Origin of the sequence: Limimaricola variabilis, assembly GCF_034371605.1 — a bacterium.
GTDB lineage: Bacteria > Pseudomonadota > Alphaproteobacteria > Rhodobacterales > Rhodobacteraceae > Limimaricola > Limimaricola variabilis.
Map to the genome: position 1 here is coordinate 957,906 of NZ_CP139691.1, position 24,115 is coordinate 982,020.

The 24,115-nt window shown below is 69.3% G+C and carries 24 protein-coding genes; 10 read left to right on the forward strand and 14 right to left on the reverse strand.

The features are described from left to right. Positions 1-115 precede the first annotated feature (115 nt). From T8T21_RS04695 to eno, 3 genes are read left to right on the forward strand one after another with little or no spacing between them, the layout of a single operon-like run. Positions 116-532 (forward strand): Fur family transcriptional regulator, encoded by a 417-nt coding sequence (locus tag T8T21_RS04695; RefSeq protein WP_183469411.1) that lies wholly within the window; start codon positions 116-118, stop codon positions 530-532. Then, complete coding sequence (locus tag T8T21_RS04700; protein WP_183469413.1) at positions 532-1,422, forward strand: DMT family transporter; 891 nt, start codon at positions 532-534, stop codon at positions 1,420-1,422. The genes T8T21_RS04695 and T8T21_RS04700 overlap by 1 nt, the downstream gene beginning before the upstream one ends. A 30-nt stretch (positions 1,423-1,452) precedes the next feature. Next, positions 1,453-2,730 (forward strand): phosphopyruvate hydratase, encoded by a 1,278-nt coding sequence (gene eno, locus T8T21_RS04705; RefSeq protein WP_322337005.1) that lies wholly within the window; start codon positions 1,453-1,455, stop codon positions 2,728-2,730. A gap of 69 nt (positions 2,731-2,799) precedes the next feature. Here the strand turns inward: eno and T8T21_RS04710 are convergent, their stop codons facing one another. Next, on the reverse strand, positions 2,800-3,279 hold the full coding sequence (locus tag T8T21_RS04710; protein ID WP_322337006.1) for a PRC-barrel domain-containing protein: 480 nt from the start codon (positions 3,277-3,279) through the stop codon (positions 2,800-2,802). A gap of 70 nt (positions 3,280-3,349) precedes the next feature. Between T8T21_RS04710 and T8T21_RS04715 the strand changes: the two genes are divergently transcribed. Further along, positions 3,350-3,607 (forward strand): sulfurtransferase TusA family protein, encoded by a 258-nt coding sequence (locus T8T21_RS04715; RefSeq protein WP_407660111.1) that lies wholly within the window; start codon positions 3,350-3,352, stop codon positions 3,605-3,607. 128 nt (positions 3,608-3,735) lie between these two features. Here the strand turns inward: T8T21_RS04715 and T8T21_RS04720 are convergent, their stop codons facing one another. The 6 genes from T8T21_RS04720 to purC all read right to left on the reverse strand — a co-directional run bounded on the left by T8T21_RS04720 (position 3,736) and on the right by purC (position 12,036). Next, positions 3,736-6,489: an Rne/Rng family ribonuclease gene (locus T8T21_RS04720; protein ID WP_322337008.1), complete on the reverse strand. Its 2,754-nt coding sequence runs from the start codon at positions 6,487-6,489 to the stop codon at positions 3,736-3,738. Positions 6,490-6,917: 428 nt separating this feature from the next. Further along, complete coding sequence (locus T8T21_RS04725) at positions 6,918-8,252, reverse strand: sigma-54-dependent transcriptional regulator (protein WP_183469423.1); 1,335 nt, start codon at positions 8,250-8,252, stop codon at positions 6,918-6,920. 9 nt (positions 8,253-8,261) lie between these two features. Continuing rightward, the gene (locus T8T21_RS04730) at positions 8,262-10,010 is read right to left on the reverse strand and encodes a sensor histidine kinase (protein ID WP_322337009.1); all 1,749 of its coding nucleotides are present in this window, start codon (positions 10,008-10,010) and stop codon (positions 8,262-8,264) included. A gap of 92 nt (positions 10,011-10,102) precedes the next feature. Beyond that, entirely contained in the window at positions 10,103-10,771 is a 669-nt protein-coding gene (gene purQ, locus T8T21_RS04735) for a phosphoribosylformylglycinamidine synthase subunit PurQ (RefSeq protein WP_183469427.1), read from the reverse strand. A gap of 225 nt (positions 10,772-10,996) precedes the next feature. Further along, positions 10,997-11,236 carry a phosphoribosylformylglycinamidine synthase subunit PurS gene (gene purS / locus T8T21_RS04740; RefSeq protein ID WP_183469429.1) on the reverse strand — a complete coding sequence of 80 codons (240 nt, stop codon included), beginning with the start codon at positions 11,234-11,236 and terminating at the stop codon, positions 10,997-10,999. A gap of 38 nt (positions 11,237-11,274) precedes the next feature. Further along, positions 11,275-12,036 carry a phosphoribosylaminoimidazolesuccinocarboxamide synthase gene (purC, locus tag T8T21_RS04745; RefSeq protein WP_183469431.1) on the reverse strand — a complete coding sequence of 254 codons (762 nt, stop codon included), beginning with the start codon at positions 12,034-12,036 and terminating at the stop codon, positions 11,275-11,277. Positions 12,037-12,218: 182 nt separating this feature from the next. Between purC and T8T21_RS04750 the strand changes: the two genes are divergently transcribed. The 3 genes from T8T21_RS04750 to bmt all read left to right on the forward strand — a co-directional run bounded on the left by T8T21_RS04750 (position 12,219) and on the right by bmt (position 15,654). Next, on the forward strand, positions 12,219-12,533 hold the full coding sequence (locus T8T21_RS04750) for a DUF1476 domain-containing protein (protein WP_183469433.1): 315 nt from the start codon (positions 12,219-12,221) through the stop codon (positions 12,531-12,533). 162 nt (positions 12,534-12,695) lie between these two features. After that, positions 12,696-14,678 (forward strand): phosphatidylglycerol lysyltransferase domain-containing protein, encoded by a 1,983-nt coding sequence (locus tag T8T21_RS04755; protein WP_322337010.1) that lies wholly within the window; start codon positions 12,696-12,698, stop codon positions 14,676-14,678. Next, entirely contained in the window at positions 14,641-15,654 is a 1,014-nt protein-coding gene (gene bmt, locus T8T21_RS04760) for a betaine--homocysteine S-methyltransferase (protein WP_322337011.1), read from the forward strand. Before T8T21_RS04755 ends, bmt begins: the two co-directional genes overlap by 38 nt. A gap of 69 nt (positions 15,655-15,723) precedes the next feature. Here the strand turns inward: bmt and T8T21_RS04765 are convergent, their stop codons facing one another. The 3 genes from T8T21_RS04765 to T8T21_RS04775 all read right to left on the reverse strand — a co-directional run bounded on the left by T8T21_RS04765 (position 15,724) and on the right by T8T21_RS04775 (position 19,190). Next, positions 15,724-17,193, reverse strand: coding sequence for a carboxypeptidase M32 (locus tag T8T21_RS04765; protein ID WP_322337012.1), 1,470 nt, complete (start codon positions 17,191-17,193; stop codon positions 15,724-15,726). After that, positions 17,190-18,347: a heme A synthase gene (gene ctaA / locus T8T21_RS04770; RefSeq protein ID WP_322337013.1), complete on the reverse strand. Its 1,158-nt coding sequence runs from the start codon at positions 18,345-18,347 to the stop codon at positions 17,190-17,192. Before ctaA ends, T8T21_RS04765 begins: the two co-directional genes overlap by 4 nt. A 99-nt stretch (positions 18,348-18,446) precedes the next feature. Then, positions 18,447-19,190, reverse strand: coding sequence for an RNA methyltransferase (locus T8T21_RS04775; RefSeq protein WP_183469443.1), 744 nt, complete (start codon positions 19,188-19,190; stop codon positions 18,447-18,449). 74 nt (positions 19,191-19,264) lie between these two features. Here T8T21_RS04775 and T8T21_RS04780 point away from each other — a divergent pair, with 74 nt between their 5' ends. Both T8T21_RS04780 and T8T21_RS04785 read left to right on the forward strand, forming a co-directional pair. After that, positions 19,265-19,594 (forward strand): TfoX/Sxy family protein, encoded by a 330-nt coding sequence (locus T8T21_RS04780; RefSeq protein ID WP_322337014.1) that lies wholly within the window; start codon positions 19,265-19,267, stop codon positions 19,592-19,594. Positions 19,595-19,645: 51 nt separating this feature from the next. Further along, the gene (locus T8T21_RS04785) at positions 19,646-20,275 is read left to right on the forward strand and encodes a thiamine phosphate synthase (RefSeq protein ID WP_322337015.1); all 630 of its coding nucleotides are present in this window, start codon (positions 19,646-19,648) and stop codon (positions 20,273-20,275) included. On the opposite strand, the gene T8T21_RS04790 is transcribed toward T8T21_RS04785, so the two are convergent. The 3 genes from T8T21_RS04790 to T8T21_RS04800 all read right to left on the reverse strand — a co-directional run bounded on the left by T8T21_RS04790 (position 20,248) and on the right by T8T21_RS04800 (position 22,219). Next, positions 20,248-21,120: a lysophospholipid acyltransferase family protein gene (locus T8T21_RS04790; protein WP_407660112.1), complete on the reverse strand. Its 873-nt coding sequence runs from the start codon at positions 21,118-21,120 to the stop codon at positions 20,248-20,250. The genes T8T21_RS04785 and T8T21_RS04790 overlap by 28 nt on opposite strands. After that, on the reverse strand, positions 21,117-21,851 hold the full coding sequence (locus T8T21_RS04795) for a GNAT family N-acetyltransferase (RefSeq protein ID WP_322337016.1): 735 nt from the start codon (positions 21,849-21,851) through the stop codon (positions 21,117-21,119). The genes T8T21_RS04790 and T8T21_RS04795 overlap by 4 nt, the downstream gene beginning before the upstream one ends. Positions 21,852-22,033: 182 nt before the next feature. Continuing rightward, positions 22,034-22,219: a DUF3553 domain-containing protein gene (locus T8T21_RS04800; RefSeq protein WP_183469451.1), complete on the reverse strand. Its 186-nt coding sequence runs from the start codon at positions 22,217-22,219 to the stop codon at positions 22,034-22,036. A 30-nt stretch (positions 22,220-22,249) separates the two neighbouring features. On the opposite strand from T8T21_RS04800, the gene T8T21_RS04805 reads away from it, so the two are divergent. Beyond that, positions 22,250-22,846, forward strand: a complete 597-nt coding sequence (locus T8T21_RS04805; protein ID WP_322337017.1) for a histidine phosphotransferase family protein — start codon at positions 22,250-22,252, stop codon at positions 22,844-22,846. Here T8T21_RS04805 and T8T21_RS04810 read toward each other — a convergent pair whose 3' ends face one another. Next, positions 22,847-24,112, reverse strand: a complete 1,266-nt coding sequence (locus tag T8T21_RS04810; RefSeq protein WP_322337018.1) for a glutamate-5-semialdehyde dehydrogenase — start codon at positions 24,110-24,112, stop codon at positions 22,847-22,849. It lies immediately after the preceding gene. Positions 24,113-24,115: the final 3 nt, after the last annotated feature.

The following is a 24,115-nucleotide window of genomic DNA, read 5'->3' on the forward strand; positions in this document are numbered from 1 at the left end:
GCCCGCGTCACCCCGCCTCACCCCAAGGTGACCCGATGCGAGCGGGCGTGTCCGAGGGTGGCGCCGCTGGGCCGAACCGGCTAGACCGGCGGCAAAAGACGTCACGGATCCCGCCATGCCCAAGACCATCCTGTTGCGCTGCGAGCAGAACGGCCTGCGCCTCACCGAACAGCGCCGGGTGATCGCGCGGGTGCTGGAGGCGGCCGACGACCATCCCGACGTCGAGGAACTGCATGCCCGCGCCGCGGCCGAGGATGCGCGGATCTCGCTGGCCACGGTCTATCGCACCGTGAAGCTCTTCGAAGAGGCCGGCATCCTCGAGAAGCACGAGTTCGGCGACGGGCGGGCACGCTACGAGACCACCGACCGCGAGCATCACGACCACCTGATCGACATGCATTCGGGAGAGGTGATCGAGTTCGTCGACGACGAGATCGAGCGCCTGCAGGAGCGCATCGCCGAGCGGCTGGGCTACCGGCTGATCGGTCACCGGCTAGAGCTTTACGGCGTGCCGGTCAGAAAGGACGGATGATGGAAAACCTGCGCGGCAGCCTGCTGATGGTCGCGGCAATGCTGGGCTTCGCGCTCGAGGACATGTTCATCAAGCTTCTGGCCGGGGCGCTGCCGGTCGGACAGATCCTGATGCTGCTGGGGCTGGGCGGCGGCGTGGCCTTCGCGCTGATGGCGATGTCGCGCGGCGACCGGCTCTGGTCGCCCGACTTCCACCACCCCGCCGTGATCGCCCGCAATCTGGGCGAGGTGATCGGCACCGGGGGCTTCATCACCGCCGTGGCGCTGTCGCCGCTGGCCACCGCCACCGCCATCGCGCAATCGATCCCGCTCCTGGTGACGCTGGGCGCGGCGCTGTTCTTCGCCGAACCGGTGGGCTGGCGCCGCTGGAGCGCGATCTGCGTCGGTCTCCTTGGCGTGCTGATCGTGATCCGGCCTGGTGCCGACGGCTTCACCCCCATGTCGCTCTTCGCCCTGATCGGCGCGATCGGGCTCGCCGGGCGCGACCTCGCCTCGCGCCGCGTGCCGCGCGCCATCTCTTCGACCAAGCTGTCGGTCTATGCCTTCCTGATCCTCGTCCCGGTGGGCTACGCCATGGTGCTGGTGGCCGACCAGAGCCTGGTCCGGCCCGATGCGACGCAGGCCGCGATGCTGGGTTTCGCGATCGTCATCGGCATTGCCGCCTATTACATGCTCACCGCCGCGACCCGCATGGGCGAGGTCTCGGTGATCGCGCCCTACCGCTACACCCGGCTGATCTTCGCCCTGGTGATCGCCGTCTCGGTCTTCGGCGAACGGCCCGATGGCCTCACCTATCTGGGCGCGGCGATCATCGTCGGCTCGGGCATCTACACGCTTCTTCGCGAGGCGCGTGTCAGGCGTGCTTCACGCCGGGTCACGCCCGCGTTATAGAGCGCACGAACCTTCCCATAGGAGTTTTCCATGAGCACGATCATCGACATCCACGCCCGCGAGATCCTCGACAGCCGGGGCAACCCGACGGTCGAGGTGGACGTGGTCCTCGAAGACGGCACGATGGGCCGCGCCGCCGTGCCCTCGGGCGCCTCGACCGGCGCCTACGAGGCGGTCGAGAAGCGTGACGGCGACAAGTCGCGCTACATGGGCAAGGGCGTGCTCGAGGCCGTGGCCGCCGTGAACGGCGAAATCGCCGAAGCCATCCTCGGCATGGACGCGACCGAGCAGGTCGAGATCGACCAGACGATGATCGAGCTCGACGGCACCGACAACAAGGGTCGCCTCGGCGCCAACGCGATCCTCGGCGTGTCGATGGCGGTCGCCAAGGCCGCGGCCGAGTTCACCACCCAGCCGCTCTTCCGCTATGTCGGCGGCATGTCGGCCCGCGTTCTGCCGGTGCCGATGATGAACATCATCAATGGCGGCGAGCATGCCGACAACCCGATCGACATCCAGGAATTCATGATCATGCCGGTGTCCGCCACCAGCATCCGTGAAGCCGTCCGCATGGGCTCCGAGGTGTTCCACACCCTCAAGAAAGAGCTTTCGGCCGCCGGCATGTCCACGGGCCTGGGCGACGAGGGTGGCTTCGCGCCCGAGCTCGGCTCGACCCGTGAGGCGCTCGATTTCATCCTGAAATCGATCGAGAAGGCCGGCTACAAGCCGGGCGAGGACATCTACCTCGCGCTCGATTGTGCCGCGACCGAGTACTACAAGAACGGCAAGTACGAGCTGAAGGGCGAAGGCAAGTCCCTGACCTCTCAGGAAAACGTCGCCTATCTCGAAGCGCTGGTGAACGACTACCCGATCATCTCGATCGAGGACGGCATGTCCGAGGACGACTGGGAGGGCTGGAAGGCTCTGACCGACGCCATCGGCGACCGCGTCCAGCTGGTGGGCGACGATCTCTTCGTCACCAACCCCGCCCGCCTCAAGGACGGCATCGAGAAGGGCTCCGCCAACTCGCTGCTGGTGAAGGTCAACCAGATCGGCACGCTGACCGAGACCATGCAGGCGGTGGAAATGGCGCAGCGCGCCCGCTTCACCTGCGTGATGTCGCATCGCTCGGGCGAGACCGAGGACGCGACCATCGCCGACCTCGCCGTCGCCACGAACTGCGGTCAGATCAAGACCGGCTCGCTCGCCCGTTCCGACCGGCTCGCCAAGTACAACCAGCTGATCCGCATCGAGGAAATGCTGGGCGAGACCGCGATCTACGCCGGCCGCTCGATCCTGCGCGGCTGATCGCTATCGACACGACGAAAAAAGGGCCGTGGCGGATGCCACGGCCCTTTCTCATGCGATGGGGACCGATCAGTTCCACCAGTTGTAGTAGCCCTCATTGGCCTCCGGCAGCGCTTCGAGCTGCTCCTGGCTCATGCGCGTCACGAGGGAGAAGTCGCCACCGACGTAGTCGCCGGCCAGACGCACTTCGTTGAAGTCCAGAATGACTTCCTCGTCACCGATGTCGAGCCAGCCGCCGGTCTCGATCACGAGGCCGATCATCTGGCCATCGGCGGAGATCACGATGTCCTCGACCTCGCCGATCTCTTCCCACTCGGCGTCGACCTCTTCGTAATAGGGCGTATCGGTCCAGACCGTCTCGTCATACTCGGCTTCGAGCGTGTAGATGTTCGAGCCGATCAGGCTTTCCGCCCGGATCGTGTTGCTGAGATTGTCGGCGGTCAGCCGGCCGCTGCCCATGCCCATCTCGGTGTGCGCCTCGGCGAGGGCGCCGCCGGCGGCGAGGGTCAGGCCGAGGGTCAGGGCGGTGGTGCTCATGATGCGGGTCATGCGAACTCCTTCATCTTGCGTTTCCATCTTCGGCGGGACAACGGTGCAGGCGCAGTCATGTTCCAACACGATGAGCCAGCCCGTGACCGAATCCCGTCCCCTCGCCGCGACCCGGAGCTATGACGCGCGCGGTCTTGCCTGCCCGCTCCCGGTGCTCAGGGCCCGCAAGCTGCTTGCGGAGATGGCCCCCGGTGAAGTTCTCGAGATCGTGACCGACGATCCGGTGGCGCGGATCGACCTGCCGCATTTCTGCGCCGAGGCCGGACATGCGCATCTCGGGCTGCATGAGGACGGACCCGACCAGATCCACATCATCCGCCGGGCCTGACGGAACGAAACAGACGATTTCGTTCCTTCTCCTGATACGCCTAGGGCCGCCCAGCTTCGACCGTCACCGGCAAAGAAAAAGGCCGGGCAGATCCCTCTGCCCGGCCTTCTTTACTGTCTTCGCTTGGCTCAGCGGCTGATCGACCACCAGCCACGACGGCGCGGCTTCTTGTCGTCGTCATCGCCGCCCGCATCGACGGTCTCGCGCGGGGCCTCTTCGGGCTCGGGGGCGCGCCGCGTCTCGGCCACGGTCTGCGCCACCTGCTCGGCGACCTCCGGCATCACCTCGGGCGTCTCGCTGGCGGGCGACTGCTCGGGCGCGTCGCCGGCGTCCTGTTGGGCGGCACCCGCGGCGGCGGGCTCCGCCGCGGCCGGCACGGGCGCGGTCTCGGCGACCTCCTCGGCCTTGGGTTCGGCCTTCTTGCGACGGGTCCGCTTAGGCTTGGGCGCCTCTTCGGCCGCCGCTTCGCCGGTCGCCTCACCGGCCTCGGCCGGTTTGGGCTCGGCCTTCTTGCGGCGGGTCCGCTTCGGCTTGGGCGCTTCCTCGGCAGCCGCTTCGTCGGCGGTTTCCGCGCCTTCGGCGGGCTTCGGCTCGGCCTTCTTGCGACGGGTCCGCTTCGGCTTGGCCGGAGCCTCGGCCTCGGCCGCCGGGGCAGCCTCGGCTGCGGGGGCGGCGTCCGACGTCACTTCCGGCGCGGCATCAGCGGCAGCGTCGGGCGTGGCCGAGCTCTGGGCGATCTCCGCCACGGTCGCGGGCTGGGCCTCGTCCTGGGTGGCGTCGCCTTCGGCGTCACCCGCGTCCGAGCCATCCTCGGCCTGGGTCTCGGCGCCCTCGCCATTGGCACCCCGACGACGCCGACGACGCCGACGCTTCTTGCGCGGCTTGCCGTCCTCGTCCTCGTCCTCGGCCCGCGGGCCGGTGGTCTCGGCGGGGGCCGCGGTGGCGGTGGTTTCGACCTCGGCTTCCGCCTCCTCGGTCTCGTCCTCTTCCTCGAGCGCTTCGAGGTCGATCTCGGCGTCGAGCTGTTCCATCAGAGCGGCCGAAGAGACGACCGGCGCGGCTTCGGGCACGGCCCGGGTCGCGGTCTTGAACTTCTCGATCACGAAATCGGGCGAAACCAGCGCCGCGTCGCCCTCGACCCGCACCGCCATGCCATAGCGCTGCTCGATCGCGGCCACGTGCTCGCGCTTGTGGTTCATCAGGAAGTTCATGATGGCGTAAGGCAGGCGCACCAGCACTTCCTTGGTGCGGCCGCGCACGCCCTCTTCCTCGAGCTGCCGCAGGATCGACAGGGCGACGTTCTCGTCCGAGCGCAGCAGGCCGGTGCCGTGGCAATGCGGGCAGGGCTGGGTGGTCGCCTCGAGCATGCCCGGGCGCAGACGCTGACGGCTCATCTCCAGCAGGCCGAAGCCCGAGATGCGGCCGACCTGGATCCGGGCACGGTCGGTCTTGAGCTTTTCCTTGAAGCGCTTCTCGACCGCGGTGTTGTTGCGCCGCTCGTCCATGTCGATGAAGTCGATCACGATCAGGCCGGCGAGGTCACGCAGACGCAGCTGGCGCGCCACCTCGTCGGCTGCCTCGAGGTTGGTCTTGAGCGCGGTCTGCTCGATCGAGCCTTCCTTGGTGGCACGGCCGGAGTTCACGTCGATGGCGACCAGCGCCTCGGTGACACCGATCACGATGTAGCCGCCCGACGGCAACTGCACGGTCGGGTTGAACATGCCGGAGAGGTAGCTCTCGACCTGGTAGCGCGCGAAGAGCGGCAGGCTGTCGGTGTAGGGTTTCACGTTCTTGGCGTGCGACGGCATGATCATCTTCATGAAGTCGCGTGCGGTGCGGAAGCCCTCGACGCCCTCGACGATCACCTCGTCGATATCCTTGGAGTAGAGGTCGCGGATCGACCGCTTGATGAGGTCGCCTTCCTCGTAGATCTTGGCGGGCGCGATCGACTTGAGCGTCAGCTCGCGGATCTGCTCCCACAGGCGCTGCAGGTATTCATAGTCGCGCTTGATCTCGGATTTGGTGCGCTGCGATCCGGCGGTGCGGATGATCAAACCCGCGCCCTCGGGCACGTCCATCTCGGCCGCGATCTCCTTGAGCTTCTTGCGGTCGGCGGCGTTGGTGATCTTGCGCGAAATGCCACCGCCACGGGCGGTGTTGGGCATCAGCACGCAGTAGCGGCCGGCGAGCGAGAGATAGGTGGTCAGCGCCGCGCCCTTGTTGCCGCGCTCTTCCTTGACGACCTGGACCAGCATGATCTGCCGGACCTTGATCACTTCCTGGATCTTGTAGCGCTTGGGCCGGGGCTTGCGGACCGGGCGCACATCCTCGCTGTCGTCCTCTTCGGCGACGCTTTCGATATCCTCGTCCTTGGCAGCCGCGTCGCCGTCATCCTCGGCATCGGCGTCGAAGGTCTCCATGCCGGAGACGGCGTCGCCGTCCTGGGTGGCGACGGCATCGCTGCCGGCATCGGCGGCACGGCGACGGCCGCGCGAGCGGCGGCGACGCGGGCGGTCACCCTCCTCGCCCTCGGCCTCGGCGTCGTCATCCTCATCCGACGAGGCGGCCTCGGCCTCGGCCTTCAGGCTTTCGGCATAGGCCTTTTCCTCGGCGAGCAGCGCCTCGCGATCCGCGACCGGGATCTGGTAGTAGTCGGGGTGGATCTCGGAGAAGGCCAGGAAGCCGTGCCGGTTGCCGCCGTAATCGACGAAGGCCGCCTGCAGCGACGGCTCTACGCGCGTGACCTTGGCGAGGTAGATGTTTCCGGCGAGCTGACGGCGGCTCTGGCTTTCGAAGTCGAATTCCTCGACCTTGTTTCCGTCACAGACCACGACGCGGGTCTCTTCCGCGTGCGTGGCGTCGATGAGCATTTTCTTTGCCATGTTATCCATTCGCATGGCGCGCCGGGCGGCGCCCCCGAGGGGGCGCGTGCCGCGCGCTCATGTCCGATTGTGGCGATGACGCGCGTATCGGCCTCCGTGCGGCCCCTCGGGGCCGTCAACGGGTCGCCTGCATGCTGCGCGCGTTGCATCGCGGTTCTTCCTCGGCCCGGGGGGCCAGTTCATGCCCGGCGGCCGCCCATGCGGACGGGCCGGTCGGGGTCAGGTATGCGGCCCCTCTCGGGGCCGGTCTCGTCCGCCGCCGGTGCCGGGCAACCCCGTCGCAAAGGTGGCGGAAAATCCGTCCGGGCGGTCGCGCATGGCGCGTGCCCGTTCCGACCTTCATAGCGGCACTTGTCCACATGACACAATGACGAATGTGAAAGGCCGCCCCGAAGGGCGGCCCGTTCCGGATCGGATTTCCCCGTCTTTCACAGGTAGTCGGAGCGCTGCAGCCCGTATTTGGCCATCTTCTCGTTGAGCGTCCGGCGCGGCAAGCACAGCTCGTCCATCACCGCCACGATCGACCCCTTGTGGCGCCGCATCGTGTTGTCGATCAGCATCCGCTCGAAGGCCTCGACGAATTCCTTGAGCGGCTTGCCCTCGGTGGTCATCGCCTGGTCGCTCTGCTCGTCGCCATCGGTCATCAGCAGCGAGGCGATCGAGCCCGAGCCGCGCCGGTTCTGCAGCACCGCCCGCTCGGCCACGTTGATCAGCTGGCGGACGTTGCCGGGCCAGGGCGCCTGCAGCAGCTGCGCCGCCTCCTGCGCGCTGACCTCGGGCGCGTCGCAGCCATACTCGTCGGCGAACTGCTCCGACAGGCGGGTGAAGAGCGACAGGATGTCCTCACCGCGCTGGCGGAGCGGCGGCACCACGATCCTGAGCGCCGCGAGCCGGTAGTACAGGTCCGGGCGCAGCACGCTCTCGCAGGTCTTGCCCTCGTCCTGAAGGTTGCAGATCGCAACGATCCGGGTCTCGGCCGGGCTGCCCTGGTCGTTGATCGCCGTCAGCAGCCGCGCCTGCATCGCGCCCGACAGCGCCTCGATATCCTCGAGCACCAGCGTGCCGCCGCGCGCCTCCTCGAGCGCCGGGATCGGCTCGTCCTCGCCGGCCGGACCGAAGAGCCGCGCGCTCAGCCGGTCCTCGTCATAGGCCGAGCAGGAGATCAGCACGAACTTCTTGGCCGCGCGTGCGCCCACCGCGTGCAGCGCGTGCGCCACCAGCGTCTTGCCGGTGCCGGTTTCGCCCTCGATCAGCACGTGGCCATCGGCTTGGCCGAGATCGAGGATATCCTCCTTGAGCCGCTCCATCGCCGGCGAGGAGCCGATCAGCTTGTTCATCAGCGCCGAACCGTCCGACAGCTCGCGCCGCAGCGCGCGGTTGTCGAGCACCAGCCGCCGCGCCGTGCTGGCGCGCTTGGCCAGCTCGGTCATCCGGTCGGGGTTGAACGGCTTCTCGAGAAAGTCGAACGCCCCCAGCCGCATCGCCTCGACCGCCATCGGCACGTCGCCATGGCCGGTGATCATGATCACCGGCAGCGTGCTGTCGACGCTCTTGAGCTTGCGGAGGAACTGCATGCCATCCATGCCGGGCATGCGGATATCGCTCACCACGATGCCCGGATAATCGGCTGTCAGCCCCTTCAGCGCCTCCTCGGCGCTGGCGAAGCTCTCCGTGTCGAAGCCCGACAGCGCCAGCCACTGGCTGATCGACTGACGCATGTCCTTCTCGTCGTCGACGATGGCGACTTTCATGGTCTTGCTCATGTGAGCCCCCTATTCCGCAGCGGCCATGCTTTCTTCCAAGATAGGCAGCTGCACTTCGAAAACAGCCCCACCGCCGGTTGCGTTCCGCGCGGTCAGCCGTCCCCCGAGATCGTTGACGATGCCCGACGAGATAGCGAGACCCAATCCCACGCCGTCGCCGGGCTGCTTGGTGGTGTAGAACGGCTCGAACAGGGCATCGAGATCCTCGATGCCCGGGCCGTTGTCCTGCACGGTGAGGACGACGGCGTCCTCGACCGTGAGCGTGATGTCGACGCGCGGATCGCGCACCTCCTTGGTGGCGTCGAGCGCGTTCCGAAGCAGGTTGATGATCACCTGCTCGAAGCGCAGCCTGTCGCCGAGGATCATCGCCGGCCCGGAGGGCAGCGTCCGGTTGATCGCCACCGAGCGGGTCTTGAGCTGCGGCTCCATCATCGCCAGCGCCGAGGAAAGCGCGGCGCGGGCATCGACCGGCTCGAAGGCCTGATTGCCCTTGCGCGCATAGGATTTGAGCTGGCGGGTGATCGCGCCCATCCGGTCGATCAGGTCATCGATCCGCTGGAACGAGGACAGCGCCTCCTCGGTGCGGCGACGCTGCAGCAGCAGCCGGGCGCCGGCCAGATAGGTCTTCATCGCTGCCAATGGCTGGTTCAGCTCGTGGCTTACGCTGGCCGACATCTCGCCCAGAACGGCGAGCTTGGAGCTCTGCGCGATGGTCTGCTCGGCGCTCTCGAGGTTGCGCTCGACCTGCTGGCGCTGGGCGATCTCGCGCTGCAGCCGCATGTTGAGCCGCCGCAGCTGGTCGCTCTCGCGGCGGACCAGCAGCAGTCGCGTCGCCGATTTGCGCGAGCTGATCCAGAAGATCAGCGCCAGCAGGATCGCGAAGCCCATGATCTCGAGCGCCAGCACCCCGTTTACCCGCTCGCGCACGGAGGTGTAGGCGGTGAAGGTGACCATCTTCCAGCCCTGGAACGGCACCCGCATCTCGCGCCGCATCACCGCCTCGCCGCGCAGATAGGCGTCGATCGGCAGCGCGGTCCAATCGGTCGCGAGGAAGGCCCGCTCGATCGCCGAGGGCGCGCTCTGCCGTTCCAGCGCCTCGCTCTCGGGCAAGCCGCGCCAGCGCGGCTCGGTCGACAGGATGATCTCGCCGGCGCTGTCGGTGACCAGAACCGCGTCGGCGGTGCCGGCCCAGCTGCGCTCGAGCTTGGCGAGGTCGACCTCGACCGAAATCACGCCGAGCGCCGCGCCATTGGCGTCGACCTTGCGCGAGTAGAGGAAGGAATAGCCCCCCGTCGGCTGCTGGAAGATCGTGAAGACGGTGGAGTTCGCCCGCATCGCGTCGACGAAATAGGGCGCGGAGCGATGCGTCTCGCCGAGCCGGTTGCGGTCGGTCGCCGCGACGATCCGGCCGTCGCGGTCATAGAGCATCAGGCTCGCCGCGCCGATCTCGTCGACGAAGGACAAGAGCCGCTGGGTCGAGCGCGAGAAATCCGACGACGACAGCGCGCCGATCAGCTCGGGGTCGCGTGCCAGCAGCTGCGGCACGATCGAGTTGCGCTGCAGCTCGGAGATCAGGTTGCCGACATAGAGCGTCAGCCGGACCTCGGCGCGGTTGCGCGTGGCCTCGGTGAAGCGCTCGGTCAGCAGCACGTTGGTGACCCAGATCACCGCCATCGCGACGACGCAGAACAGGGCCAGCGCGATGCGCGGGCCCCAGCTGCGGCGCGGACGTGGCGTTCTGGCGGTGTCGGTCGACATGGCCAAGGGTTTACGCCGCGCCGCCCGGCGCGGCAAGCGGCGGCGGATCACGCCACCTTCAGCGGCACGGCCCGCAGGCCGCCCCCGAGGTCTCAGGCGGCGACCAGCGCGCCCACCAGCCCCTCGAACAGGCCGCGCCCGTCGGTGCCGCCGTGACCGGCATCCACCGCCCGTTCGGGATGCGGCATCATGCCGAGCACCCGGCGGTTGTCGGAGAGCACGCCGGCGATGTCGCCGGTCGAGCCGTTGGGGTTGTCGCGATAGGTGAAGGCGATCCGGTCCTCGCCGCGCAGCCGCTCCAGCTGGGCGGCGTCGACGAAGTAGTTGCCGTCGTGATGCGCGACCGGGATCTGCAACTCGGCGCCCGCCGCGTAGCCGCGGGTGAAGTCGCTTTCGGCGGTGGTCACGACCAGCGGCACGGTCTTGCAGACGAAGCGGATGCCGGCGTTGCGCATCAGCGCGCCGGGCAGCAGCCCGGTCTCGGTCAGCACCTGGAAGCCGTTGCACACGCCGAGCGCGTAGCCGCCACGGTTCACGTGGTCGATCACCGCGCGGCAGACCGGCGACTGCGCGGCGATGGCGCCGCAGCGCAGGTAGTCGCCGAAGGAAAACCCGCCCGGAACGGCGACGAGGTCGACGCCGCGCGGCAGCCCGGCATCCTTGTGCCAGACCATCTCGACCTCGGCGCCCGCGGAACGCAGGGCGACGGCCATGTCGCGATCGCAATTGGAGCCGGGAAAGACGATGACGGCGGCCTTCATGGGGGCTTCCTTCGAGATTGGGGGGCGGCAGCGCCGCCGGGGTGGGATGCCGGTGGGCGCCGGCGGGGCTTGGGTCGGGGCGGTCAGGGCGGCGGTGGCGCCCTCCCCTGCAACCACCGCCGCATCGCTCCCGGTGCTCAGGCATCCCCGAAGGGGCCGAGCGATGCCCGAAAGCGAAACCCGCGCCGAAGACGCGAACGCCGCCCCGAGAGGCGGCGTGCGACCTCAGCTCAGGTCGATCTTGTAGCTTTCGATCACCGTGTTGGCGAGAAGTTTCTCGCACATCTCGGTCACTTGACGCTCGGCGGCCTCGGGATCGGTGCCCGCGAGGTCGATCTCGATCACCTTGCCCTGCCGGACGCCCTCGACGCCGTCAAAGCCCAGCGATCCGAGCGCGTGGCGGATCGCCTCGCCCTGCGGGTCCAGGACCCCTGCCTTCAGCATCACCTGCACGCGAGCCTTCATGCGCGCCGCTCCTTCTCGTCTGTCCTTGGGGTCCGGCTTCAGTTGATCAGCGTCGGACGGGGCCGGTGGGTCACGTTGGAGGGCAGCACGCCCAGCCGCCGCGCCACCTCGGTATAGGCGTCGGTGAGACTGCCCAGATCCTTGCGGAACACGTCCTTGTCGAGCTTCTGGCCGGTCTCGATGTCCCACAGCCGGCAGCTGTCGGGCGAGATCTCGTCGGCCACGACGAGACGCTGGAAGTCGTTGTCCCAGATCCGGCCGATCTCGATCTTGAAGTCGATCAGCTTGATGCCGACGCCGTGCATCACGCCCGACATGAAATCGTTGACCCGCAGCGCCAGCGCCACGATGTCGTCGAGATCCTGCTGGGAGGCCCAGCCGAAGGCGATGATGTATTCCTCGGGAACCAGCGGATCGCCGAGCTTGTCGTCCTTGTAGGAGAACTCGATGATCGGACGCGGCAGCGGCGCGCCCTCCTCCATGCCGAGGCGCTTGGCCATCGAGCCGGCGGCGAAGTTGCGCACGATCACCTCGAGCGGGATGATCTCGACCTGGCGAATCAATTGCTCGCGCATGTTGAGCCGCTTGATGAAGTGCGTCGGCACGCCGATCGACTGCAGGCCGGTCATGAAGAACTCGGACAGGCGGTTGTTGAGCACGCCCTTGCCCTCGATCACCGCCTTCTTCTCGGCGTTGAACGCGGTGGCATCGTCCTTGAAATACTGGACCAGCGTTCCCGGCTCGGGGCCTTCGTAGAGGATCTTCGCCTTGCCCTCGTAAATCTTCTTGCGACGTGCCATGCGCTCTCCACGAAGTTTCGCGCGCCTCGGCCCCGTGATGTCGGGGCGACGCAACGTTTCCGTGTCCGGAATGCTGCGTGGCGCGGTCTTGAGGGCCTCATAGTGCATGGTCCCCTTGCGGGCAAGGTGCCGCGGGGCGTATCCTGAGGCATGTGGGACGGAGGCGTGGGAAGGCAAGTCGGATGACACTTTTCGAGGAACGTGAACACGCATTCGAGGCGAAGTTCGCTCATGACGCCGAGATGAAGTTCCGCGCCGAGGCGCGGCGCAACCGCAAACTCGGCTTCTGGGCGGCAGGGCTGCTCGGCAAGGAGGGCGACGAGGCCGCCGCCTACGCCAAGGAGGTCATCAAGGCCGATTTCGAGGAGGCCGGCACCGACGACGTGTTCCGCAAGCTGCGGCGCGATATCGGCCACCTGCTCAGCGACGAGGAAATCCGCGACCGGATGACCGAGTACGATGCCGAGGCCAAGGCCGAGCTGGTCAAGGAAAGCTGACCCCCGATCGGGCCGGCTTTGTGGCGGCCTGCCCCGGAGCGGACATGATCGTCCCGCTCCCGTGACATGTTGATCGTTTAATCCCGTTTTCATAAACGAACCGCTACTGTCCGCGGACCGGCCGCGGCAGAATTCCCGGCATTTTGCCGCAGGAGTCGCCTGATGCACGATCCGCGCCCGTCCACTGCCACGCCCGCCACTGCCCGTCTCGGACGGCTGGCGCTCCGGCTGCTGCCGCTCGTCGCGCTGGCGATCGGCGGCTGGCTGCTGGCGCGGCGCTGCGGGACGATCGATTTCGGCGCGGTCTGGCCGGCGCTGGCGGCGCTGCCGCCGCAGCAATGGATCGGCGCGCTGGCCTGCACCGGGCTGAGCCTCTGGGCGTTGGGCCAATACGACGTCGTGCTGCACCGCGCCATGGGCACCGGCATCGCCCCCGATCGCGCCCGCGCCGCCGGGATGCGGGCGATGGCGATCTCGCAGACCATCGGCTTCGGCTCGATCACCGGCGCGCTGGTGCGCTGGCGGGCCCTGCCCGAATGCGACCTGTGGCTGGCGACGCGGCTCTCGGTCTGGGTCTCGGTCTCCTTCATGGCGGCGCTGGGCCTGCTCGCGGGGCTGTCGCTGCTGCTGCTCGAGGGGCACAGCGCGCTGGCCGCGCTGCTGGCGATTGCCGCGATCGCGGCGCTGACCCGGATCACCCGCCTTCCCGGCCTGCCGCAACTGCGCGCGGGCACCCTGCCCCGGCTTCTGCTGTGGACCGTCATCGACACCTCGGCCGCCGGCGCGGTGATCTGGCTGCTGCTGCCCGCCCATGTCGAGATCGCGGCCTCCGCGGCGATCTTCGCCTATCTTGCGGCGCTGGGCGCGGGGCTCGCCAGCCAGAGCCCGGGCGGCGTCGGCGCTTTCGAGCTGGTGCTGCTGGCGCTGATGCCGCAGCTGGCCGAGGCCGACCTGATCGCCGCGATCATCGGCTACCGCGTCGTCTACCACGCGGTCCCGGCGCTGATCGCGCTGCTGGCGCTGATCCGGCCGGTCGCGCCGGACATCCCCTCGGGGCTGACCCTCGCCCGCGGCGCCGAGCGGCACGCGGCGCTGGCGCAGGCGCCGCATTCGGAATGGGGCCTCGCGCATCAGGGCGCGCGGATCCTGCTGTCGCGCGACCGGCAGAACGGCTGGCTGGTGCGCCGCACCGGCGGCACGCTGGCGGTGATCGGCGAGCCGATGGGCCAGCCCGAGCTGTCGATGCTGCATGCCCATGCCAGCCGGCTGGGCCTGACCGCCGCGCTCTACAAATGCGGGCCGCGCCTCGCCCGCGCCGCCCGCGACGCGGGCTGGGCCGTCGAGCGGATCGCCACCGAGGCGGTGATCGACACCGCCAGCTGGAGCGCCGACCGCCCCGCCTGCCGCAGCCTGCGCCGCAAGCTCAAGGCCGCGGCCAAATCCGGGGTCGAGATCACCTGTGCGGGCGATCACCTGCCGCTCGAGGAGATGGCACGGGTCCATGCCGAATGGGCCGCGCGCTCGGGCGGCGAGCGCGGCTTCTCGATGGGCCGCTTCTGCCCCGAGCTGCTGGCGCATCAATACGTGGTGCTGGCCCGGCGCGACGGCGTGCTGGTTGGCTTCGCGAGCTTCCACCAGGGCCGCGGCGACTGGACCCTCGACCTGATGCGCCAGACCGCCGAGGCGCCGGACGGCACAATGATGGCGATTGTCGTGGCCGCGATCGAGGCGGCGCGCGAGGCGGGCGCGGCCAAGCTGTCGCTGGCGGCGCTGCCGGCGATGCCCTGCTGGATCCCCGGCTGGCTGGTGGCGCGGATCGCGGCCCGCCCGGGCTGCGCCGGGCTCGAGCAGTTCAAGCGCGGCTTCGGCCCCGGCTGGCGGCCGCTCTACATCGCGGCGCCGACCCGTGCGGGGCTGCTCCGCGCCGGGGTCGAGATCGCCCGCGCGATCCACGACCCCGCCCCGCTGGGCCGCGAGCCGGGGCTCGGTACGATTGAACTTGGCGCCCGTCCGGTGCAGAAGGGCCGAGACACTGCCCGGCGGCCGATCAGGCTACCGGTCCTGCGCGGCTTCGCGCCTCGCCTCACCGACCAGACAGGCCCTGCTCATGACCGACGCGCTCTCCCGACTTCTCGAAACCCGTGACTGGCTTCTGGCCGACGGCGCCACTGGGACCAACCTGTTCAACATGGGTCTGAGCTCGGGCGACGCGCCCGAGCTTTGGAACACCGACCAGCCGGACAAGATCCGCAAGCTCTATTCCATGGCGGTCGAGGCGGGCTCCGACCTGTTCCTGACCAACAGCTTCGGCGGCAATGCCTCGCGGCTCAAGCTGCACGACGCCCAGGACCGGGTGTTCGAGCTGAACCGCGCGGCTGCCGAGCTGGGCCGCGAAGTGGCCGACAAGGCCGGGCGTCCGGTGATCGTCGCGGGCTCGGTCGGCCCGACCGGCGACATCATGGCGCCGATGGGCAGCCTGACTCATGCCGTCGCGGTCGAGATGTTCCACGAGCAAGCCGAGGGCCTGAAGGCCGGCGGCGCCGATGTGCTCTGGGTCGAGACGATCTCGGCCGGCGAGGAATTCCGTGCCGCCGCCGAGGCCTTCGAGAAGGCCGGCATGCCCTGGTGCGGCACGATGAGTTTCGACACCGCCGGGCGCACCATGATGGGCCTGACCTCCGCCGACATGGTCAAGCTGGTCGGCAAGCTCCCGAACGCGCCGCTGGCCTTCGGCGCCAATTGCGGCACCGGCGCCTCGGACCTGATGCGCACCGTACTCGGCTTCACCGCCGCGGGGGCGGAGCAGCCGATCATCGCCAAGGGCAATGCCGGCATCCCCAAATACCATGACGGGCACATCCATTACGACGGCACGCCCGAGCTGATGGCCGATTACGCCTGCCTCGCCCGCGATGCCGGCGCCACGATCATCGGCGGCTGCTGCGGGACCATGCCGGACCACCTGCGCGCCATGCGCGAGGCGCTCGAGACCCGCGCGCCGGGCGAGCGGCCGACGCTGGAGACCATCGTCGAGAAGCTCGGCGGCTTCTCCTCGGCCTCCGACGGCACCGATGGCGCGGGCCCCGGGCGCGCGGCGCGACGCGGCCGCCGCCGGAGCTGAGCCCCCCGAAATGCAAAAGCCCCCGCGACTGACAGGTCGCGGGGGCTTTTTTGCGCCTCGCCTGATAGCTCAGAGGCCGTAGAGCGCCGCGAACTTGGCCTCGAGATAGTCGAGCAGCGGCGCCTCGGAGGGCTCGAAGCCGCAGGCCGCCCGGATCGTCTCGCGCGGCTCCATCAGCGCGCCATGCCGCTGCACCTTGTCGCGCAGCCAGGCCGTGGCCCCCGACAGATCGCCCTGCGCCAGCTCGGCATCGAGGCCCGGGCGATCGGCCCGGAGCGCCGCGTGGAGGCAGCCGGCATAGACGTTGCCGAGGCTGTAGGTCAGAAAATAGCCCATCAGCCCGACCGACCAGTGCACGTCCTGCAGGCAGCCATTCGAAGGCTTGTCGACGGCAAAGCCGAAATCGGCGGCGAAACGGTCGTTCCAGGCCGCCTCGAGGTCGGTCACCGCGAGATCGCCGGAGATCAGCGCCCGCTCGAGGTCGTAGCGCATCATGACATGCAGGTTGTACTGCACCTCGTCGGCCTCGGTGCGGATATAACCGTTCGAGACGCGGTTGACGGCGCGGGCGAAAATCGCGGGATCGTCGATGCCGATATCGCCGAAGACATTGCGCATCCGGCCCAGCAGCCACTCCGCGAAGGCAGGCGATCGGGCGAGCTGGTTCTCGTAGATCCGGCTCTGGCTTTCATGCACGCCCATCGACACGCCCCGCCCGATCGGCGTCAGCAGGTAGTCGGGCTCGACATTCTGCTCGTAGCTGGCGTGACCGACCTCGTGGATCGTCGAGTAGAGGCAGTTGAACGGATCGGCCGGGTCGGTGCGGGTGGTGACCCGCACATCGTTGCCCGAACCCGAGCAGAAGGGATGCACCGCCTTGTCGATCCGGCCGCGCGCGAAGTCGTAGCCGAAGACCCCGGCCAGCTCGCGCGACAGGGCGAGCTGCGCCGCCTCGTCGAAGCTGCCCGAAAGCGGCGTGGGCTGCGGCCGGTCGAGTATCGCCGCGCGCAGCGCGACGAGACGCGGGCGGAGCGCGCCGAACATCGCGTCGAGCTCGCTCGCCTTTGCGCCCGGCTCATAGTCATCGAGCAGCGCGTCGTAGACGTCGCCGCCCTGCGCCAGCGCCTGCCCCTCCTCCTGCCGGAGCGCCACCACGCGCTGCAGGGTCGGCAGGAAGGCCGCGACATCCTCGTCGGCGCGGGCCTGCGCCCAGATGCCCTGCGCGACGGAGGTGACGCGGGCGATCTCGGCGGCGAGCTTGGCGGGCACCTTGTTGGAACGCTCGAAGGCGCGGCGGATCTCGCGGAGATTGGCCGCGGCGACCTTGTCGGTGGCCTCCGCCGCCTCCAGCCATTCGCCGATGCGCGGATCGGTGCGGCGGGCATGCAGCACGCCCTCCATCGCCGCGCTCTCCTCGCCGCGCTGGGTGGCGGCGCCGCGCGGCATCACCGTCTCCTGGTCCCAGCCCAGCCGGCCGGCCACCTGCGCCAGCGCCTCGGTTTCGCGCGCATGCGCCATCAGATCGTCATAGGCGGTCATTTGCGGAGGCTCCTCACGGATTGCACGATCGGGTAGCGGGCGAGGAAGCGGGCGCGCAGGATCAGCACCCACAGCAGCACCGCACCGAGCTGGTGGGTGATCGCGGCGTGCAGCGGCGCGCTGTAGAGCGCGGTCACGATGCCGAGCACCATCTGCACCACCAGCATCGCCAGCACGGCGTTGACGGCGAAGCGGGTCTTGCCATGCGGCGAGCGGCTGCCCCGCAGCCAGACCACCACGCCGAGGACCAGCAGCAGGTAGCCCGCCATGCGGTGGATGAACTGCACCAGCCCCGGATCCTCGAAGAAGTTGCGCCAGACCGGCTCGAGCTGAAACGGGTCGGGCGGGAAGAAGCCGTCGCCCATCAGCGGCCAGGTCGGAAAGGCCCGGCCCGCATCGATGCCCGCGACCAGCGCGCCGAGCAGGATCTGCACGAAGCCCAGATGCATCAGCCCGGTCATGCCGCCCCAGAGCTTGCGCTCGGCCGAGCGGCGGGCCTGCAGCAGGTCCACCTCACGGCGGCCCAGCCGCAGGAAATACCAGGTGATCAGCCCGAGGATCGCGAAGGCGAGACCCAGATGCGCCGCCAGCCGGTAGGAGGCGACGGTCACCATCCCCTCCTGCAGCCCACTATGTACCATCCACCAGCCGACCGCGCCCTGCAGGCCGATCAGCGCGCCGATGCCGAAGAAGCGCAGGCCGTAGCCAGGCGGCACCCGCCGCGCCAGCGCGAAGCCCGCGAAGCCCAGCGCCCAGACCAGCCCGATGGTCCGGCCGAGCTGGCGATGCGCCCATTCCCACCAGAAGATGCGCTTGAAGGCGTCCACCTCCATGCCCTGGTTCATCAGCTCGTATTGCGGGCTGGCCTTGTAGTTGGCGAACTCCACCTCCCAGGCCTCGGCCGAGAGCGGCGGGATCGCGCCCGAGACCGGGTTCCACTCGGTGATCGACAGCCCGCTATCGGTGAGCCGGGTCATGCCGCCGACGAAGACGATGGCGACCACCAGCGCGAAGAGCAGGCCGAGCCAGATCCTCAGGCCGCGCCGCGCCTCGGCCCGGCCGCGGTCGATGCCGCCCGGTGTGGCGACCGACTTTTGCGTCGTGCCGACCTCCTCGAAGATCGAGCGGGGTCGCTTCTCCGCCTGTTTCGCCATGCATGCCTCCGGTCTGATCGGCGCGCAGCCTAGGATGCGCCCGCATGGGCGGCAACACCCCGCCCGGTCAACGGTTTGGAACGGATCGGACCTAGGTCCTCAGCCACGCTCCTTCCAGCGGACCATCTGTCGCATCACCCCGTGCAGCGTCTGCACGTCCGAACGGGTGAGCGGCATCCGGCTCCACAGGTTGCGCAGCGTCTGCTTCATATGGGCGGCCTTGTGCTCGGGGAAGAAGAACCCCGCCTCGCCCAGCCGTTCCTCGTAATGCTCGGCCAGCTTCTCGACCTCGTGCGCCTGCGCCCATTCGGCACCGGCCATCTCGATCCGCCGATCGGCGACCTGCGCGCTGGCGCGGCGCCATTCATAGGCCATCAGCAGCACGCATTGGCCGAGATTGAGCGAGGCGAATTCCGGGTTCACCGGCACCGAGACGATGGTGTTGGCGCGGGCGATGTCGTCGTTCTCCATGCCGGCGCGCTCGGGCCCGAACATCACCGCGACCTTCTGGCCCTGCGCGATCCGGTCGGCGGCGTCGCGCATCGCGGCCTCTGGCGTCATCACCTCCTTGGTGAGGCCGCGCGGCCGCGCCGTGGTGGCGTAGACATGGGTGCAGTCGGCGACCGCCTCGGCCGTGTCGGCCGCCAGCATCGCCTCGTCGAGCAGCCGCCCGGCGCCGGAGGCCAGCGCCACCGCGCGCTCCTGCGGCCAGCCGTCGCGCGGCGCCACGACCCGCATCCGGTCGAGGCCGAAATTCCACATCGCGCGCGCGGCCGCGCCGATATTCTCGCCCATCTGCGGGCGGATCAGGACGAAGGCAGGCTGCGGCAAAGGCTCGGTCATGGCGGTCCCGGGGCTGGTCGGAAGGATGCGCGGCGGTGTAGCCTCGGGGGACGGCCAAGACAAGGAGAAGGCCCATGGCCTATGACGAGGGGCTGGCGGAGCTGCTGCGCGGGGATCTCGAGGACCGGCCCGGCATCGCCGAAAAGCGGATGTTCGGCGGGCTGGCCTTCATGCTGTCGGGCCACATGGTCTGCGGCGTCACCGCGCAGGGCGCGATGTTCCGCGTCGGAAAGGCCCGCGAGGCCGAGGCCCGCGCCATCCCCGGCACCGGGCCGATGGAGTTCACCGGCAAGCCGATGGGCGGCATGGTGGCGGCGGATGACGAGGCGATGGCCGATGACGACCGGCGCGCCGCGCTGATGCGGCTCGCCCTCGCCCATGCGGAAAGCCTCGAGCCGAAGTAGCCAAGCCGCGCAAGGCCGGATATAGGGCGCCTCGAAGTGCAGGAGGCCCTCATGAGCGACCAAGACGACGCGCCGCAGATCTATCTCGTCACCCCCCCCGAATTCGAGCTGTCGAGCTTTCCCGACCGGCTCGCCGCCTGCCTCGACGCGACCGAGGTGGCCTGCGTGCGCCTCGGCCTCGCCAGCCGCGACGAGGATCGCATCTCCCGTGCCGCCGACGCGCTGCGCGAGGTCACCATCTCGCGCGACGTCGCGCTGGTGATCGACAGCCACCCCAAGCTCGTTACCCGGTTGGGTCTCGACGGCGTGCACCTCACCGATGGCGCCCGCTCGGTCCGCGCGATCCGCAAGGAACTGGGCGAGGACGCGATCGTCGGCGCGTTCTGCGGCAGCTCGCGCCATGACGGCATGACGGCGGGCGAGCTGGGCGCGGATTACGTCTCCTTCGGCCCGGTCGGCTCGACCGATCTGGGCACCGCGCCGCAGGCCGAGGCGGAGCTGTTCGAGTGGTGGTCGATGATGATCGAGGTGCCGGTGGTGGCCGAGGGCGCGCTCGACCCCGACCTGGTGCGTCGGCTCGCGCCGCATGCCGATTTCTTCGGCATCGGCGAGGAGATCTGGCGCGAGGAGGACGCGGCTGACGCGCTGCGCCGCTATGCCTCTGCGATGACCGCCGGCTGAGCATCGAGCGCGCCCGCCTCGGCGAGGCCGGCGCGCACCCGCTCCTCCAGCCGCCGGGCCAGCGCCTTGCGGTCGGGATGGTCGGCGACGCGCAGCGGCGCGTGGTAGACCAGCGCGATCTCTCCCTGCCGCCGGGCGGCGAGGATGCGCAGCAGATGCGGGCCGAACTCCATGTCGCCCCACCAGCCATAAAAGCGCGGCGACGCGCCATCCGGGTCGCGATAGACCACGCTCACCGGCTGGATCTCCAGCTCGGGCTGATCCGGCGACAGGAACGCCGCGAAGAGCGTCGGCTTGAAGGGCAGCACCCGGCGCCCGTCGGTCGAGGTCCCCTCGGGAAAGAACAGCAGCCGGTGGCCATGCGCCAGCCGCTCGCGCAGCAGTCCGACCTGTGCCATCGCCTCGCGCCGGTCGCGCCGGATGAAGACGGTGCCGGTGGCACGCGCCAGCCAGCCGATGCCGGCCCATCCGGCGACCTCGGCCTTGGCCACGAAATAGACCGAAGCGCGGGCGTTCAGTGCGAAGATGTCGAGCCACGAGGCATGGTTGGCGACCATCGCGCCCTGCCCGCGCATCGGCGCGCCGCTGACCCGGAGGCGCAGCCCCAAAATCGCCAGCCCGACGCGGCAGGCGACGCGGGTGATGCGCGACGTGACCGGGCGCTCCATCCCCCAGATTGCGGCCTCGGCCGGGCGCAGCGCCAGCGACACTAAAAGCGCGACCAGCATGGCCAGCGCCAGCAGCGGTCCACGCCAGGCCACGCGCAGCCAGCCGCGCGGGTCGGGCCCCGCCCAGGGGGCGGGATCGGCACCGTGCCAGGTCGGGCGTCCGGGGGCGCTGCTCAACTCCGCCCCCCGTAGCGGGCGCGCTGATCGGCATGGGTGCCGGCGACATCGAGGATCATGCAGACATCCGTGGTGTTGAAATCGCGATCGGCGAAGACGCCCTGCCCGATCCGCCCGCCGAGCCGCAGATAGGCCTTGATCAGCGGCGGGATGGCCCGCATCGCCGCAGCGCGGTCGATCTCGGGCAGCTCCGGCAGCCGGGCATGCTCGGGCTGGCGGCTGGTCACGCGCAGCGCCTCGGGCGCGAGGTGGTCCCGCCCCAGAAGCGCCAGCGGCATGGCGTGCAGCGCCGGATCGGCGCCGCGGAAGGAAGCGGTGCCGAACAGGATCTCGACCCCGCGCGCCTCGACATGCTCGGCCAGCCCCTGCCAGAGGCGGAACATGGCGGTGCCGCCCCGGTAGTCGCGGTGCAGGCAGGAGCGCCCCAGCTCGAGCAGCCGCCGCCCGGAGGCCCGCAGCGGCGCGAGGTCGAACTCGTCCTCGGTATAGAACTGGCCGATCTTCGCCGCGCCGTCATCGTCGAGCAGCCTGTAGAGCCCGACCACGCGCGCACCCTCGGGGCGGGCCTCGTCGATGAGCAGCAACTGCTCGGTCACGGCGTCGAAGCGGTCGCGTTCGCGGCCCGCTTCGTGATCGACCATCGGGCCGTCGCCGCCCAGCTCGCGCACGAAGACGTCGTAACGCAGCCGCTCGGCCTCGATCCTGTCGGTCTCGTCCCGGGCGAGCCGCATGGTCAGGGAGGGAGAACAGGAGATCATCGGCGGCGGGTCGGGCTCGGCACGGGCGCCATGCGGGCGGTCTCCGGAACTGGATGCGGCAGCCGGGTTCTAGGGGGCGCGGCGGAGAATGGCAACCAAAGCCGTCCCAACGCATAAGTTGACAGCCGTCAACTCATCGCTACTCTGGGTTGCAATCAACCCATTGCCGAGACGAGGATGAGCGTGACCTTGGCCCCGTCGAGCACCACCTTGCCCTCCTCGCGGAAATTGACGGTGATGCGCCCGTTGATGTTCGACTGCACCTGCCCCTCGCCCCATTCGGGGCGATCGGGATGGCGCACGATCATGCCGGGCGTGATGATGGAATTCATGTCGGCCATCTCGGCCTCCTCAATCTGCTGGAACGGATGATGACCGACGAGCCGGATCTCGACGCGCTGATCGCCTCGCGCCTGTGCCACGACCTCATCAGCCCGCTGAGCGCGATCGGCAATGGCGTGGAGCTTCTGGAAATGACTGCGCCGCCGGGGCCGGAGCTGTCGCTGATCGCCGAGAGCGTCGAGGCCGCGATTGCCCGGGTCAGGTTCTTTCGCCTCGCCTTCGGGGCGGCGTCGTCCGCGCAGGCGGTCGGCCGATCCGAAATCGTGGCGCTGCTCGACGGGCTGTCGCGCGGCAACCGGCTGCGCATCGAGTGGGAGGTCGCGGGCAGCATGCGCCGCGACCTGCTGAAGCTTGTGCTGCTGCTGCTGTGCTGCGCCGAGACGGCGTTGCCGCATGGCGGCCGGATCATCGTGTCGGGGCGCCCGGACGCCGCGCTGCGGCTGCGGGGCCATGGTCCGCGGTTCAGGATCGACGCTCCCGCCTGGGAGCGACTGCGCAAGGCCGAGATCGACCCCGCCGCACAGCCCAGCGAGGCGCAGTTCGCCGTGGCCGCCAAAATGCTGCGCGCCCAAGCCCGCCCGGTCACGATCGACACGGGCGAGCATGGGATCGAGATCGCGCTGTGATCAGCTGCGCACCGCGCCGTCGCCGACGACGAGATACTTGAAGCTGGTCAGCTGCTCGGCCCCGACCGGGCCGCGGGCATGCATCTTGCCGGTGGCGATGCCGATCTCGGCGCCCATACCGAACTCACCGCCATCGGCGAACTGGGTCGAGGCGTTGTGCACCAGGATCGCGCTGTCGACCCGCTCGAAGAAGCGCTCGGCGGTGGCCTTGTTCTCGGTCAGGATGCCGTCGGTGTGGTTCGAGCTGTAGGCACGGATATGCTCGATGGCGCCATCGACATCGCGCACGGTCTTGGCGGCGATATCCATGTCGAGATACTCCCGGCCCCAATCGTCATCGGTCGCGGCCACCGCGCCCTCGACGTCCTGGAACTCGGGCGCGGCGTGGACCGTGACGCCGGCCTTGGCCAGCGCCGCGACGATCTCGCGGCCGAGTCCGTCCTTCAGGTCCTCGTGCACCAGCAGGCATTCGGCGGCACCGCAGATGCCGGTGCGACGGGTCTTGGCGTTGAGCACGACCTCCATCGCCTTCTTCGGGTCGGCATCCTTGTCGACATAGATGTGCACGATGCCCTCGAGATGGGCGAAGACCGGCACGCGCGCCTCGCGCTGCACCAGACCGACGAGCCCCTTGCCACCGCGCGGCACGATCACGTCGATATAGTCGGTGGCCTTGAGCATCTCGGACACGGCGTCGCGGTCGCGGGTCGGCACCAGCTGGATCGCGTCGACCGGCAGACCTGCCTTCTCGAGGCCGGCCTTGAGGCACTCGGTCAGGATGGTCGAGGAGTTGAGGCCTTCGGAGCCGCCGCGCAGGATCACCGCATTGCCCGATTTCAGGCAAAGCGCGCCGGCATCGGCGGTGACGTTCGGACGGCTTTCATAGATCACGCCGACCACGCCGAGCGGCGTGCGCACCCGGCGGATGTTGAGCCCCGAGGGCATGTCCCATTCGGTCATCACCGCACCGACCGGGTCGTCCTGGCCGGCGATGGCGCGCAGCCCGTCGACGATCGACCGGATCCGGTCGTCGTCGAGCTTGAGGCGGTCCATCATCGCCGGGCTGATGCCCTTCTCGGTCGCGAATTCCTGGTCCTTGGCGTTGGCGGCCTTGATCTCCTCGGCACGGGCCAGCACCTGCTCGGCTGCGGCCTCGAGCGCGGCCTTCTTGGCCTCGGGCTTGGCGAAGGCCAGCTCGGCGGCGGCGGCACGGGCGCGCGCGCCGATGTCCTTCATCAGGGCGGGGATGTCGGTCTGGTCGGTCATGCG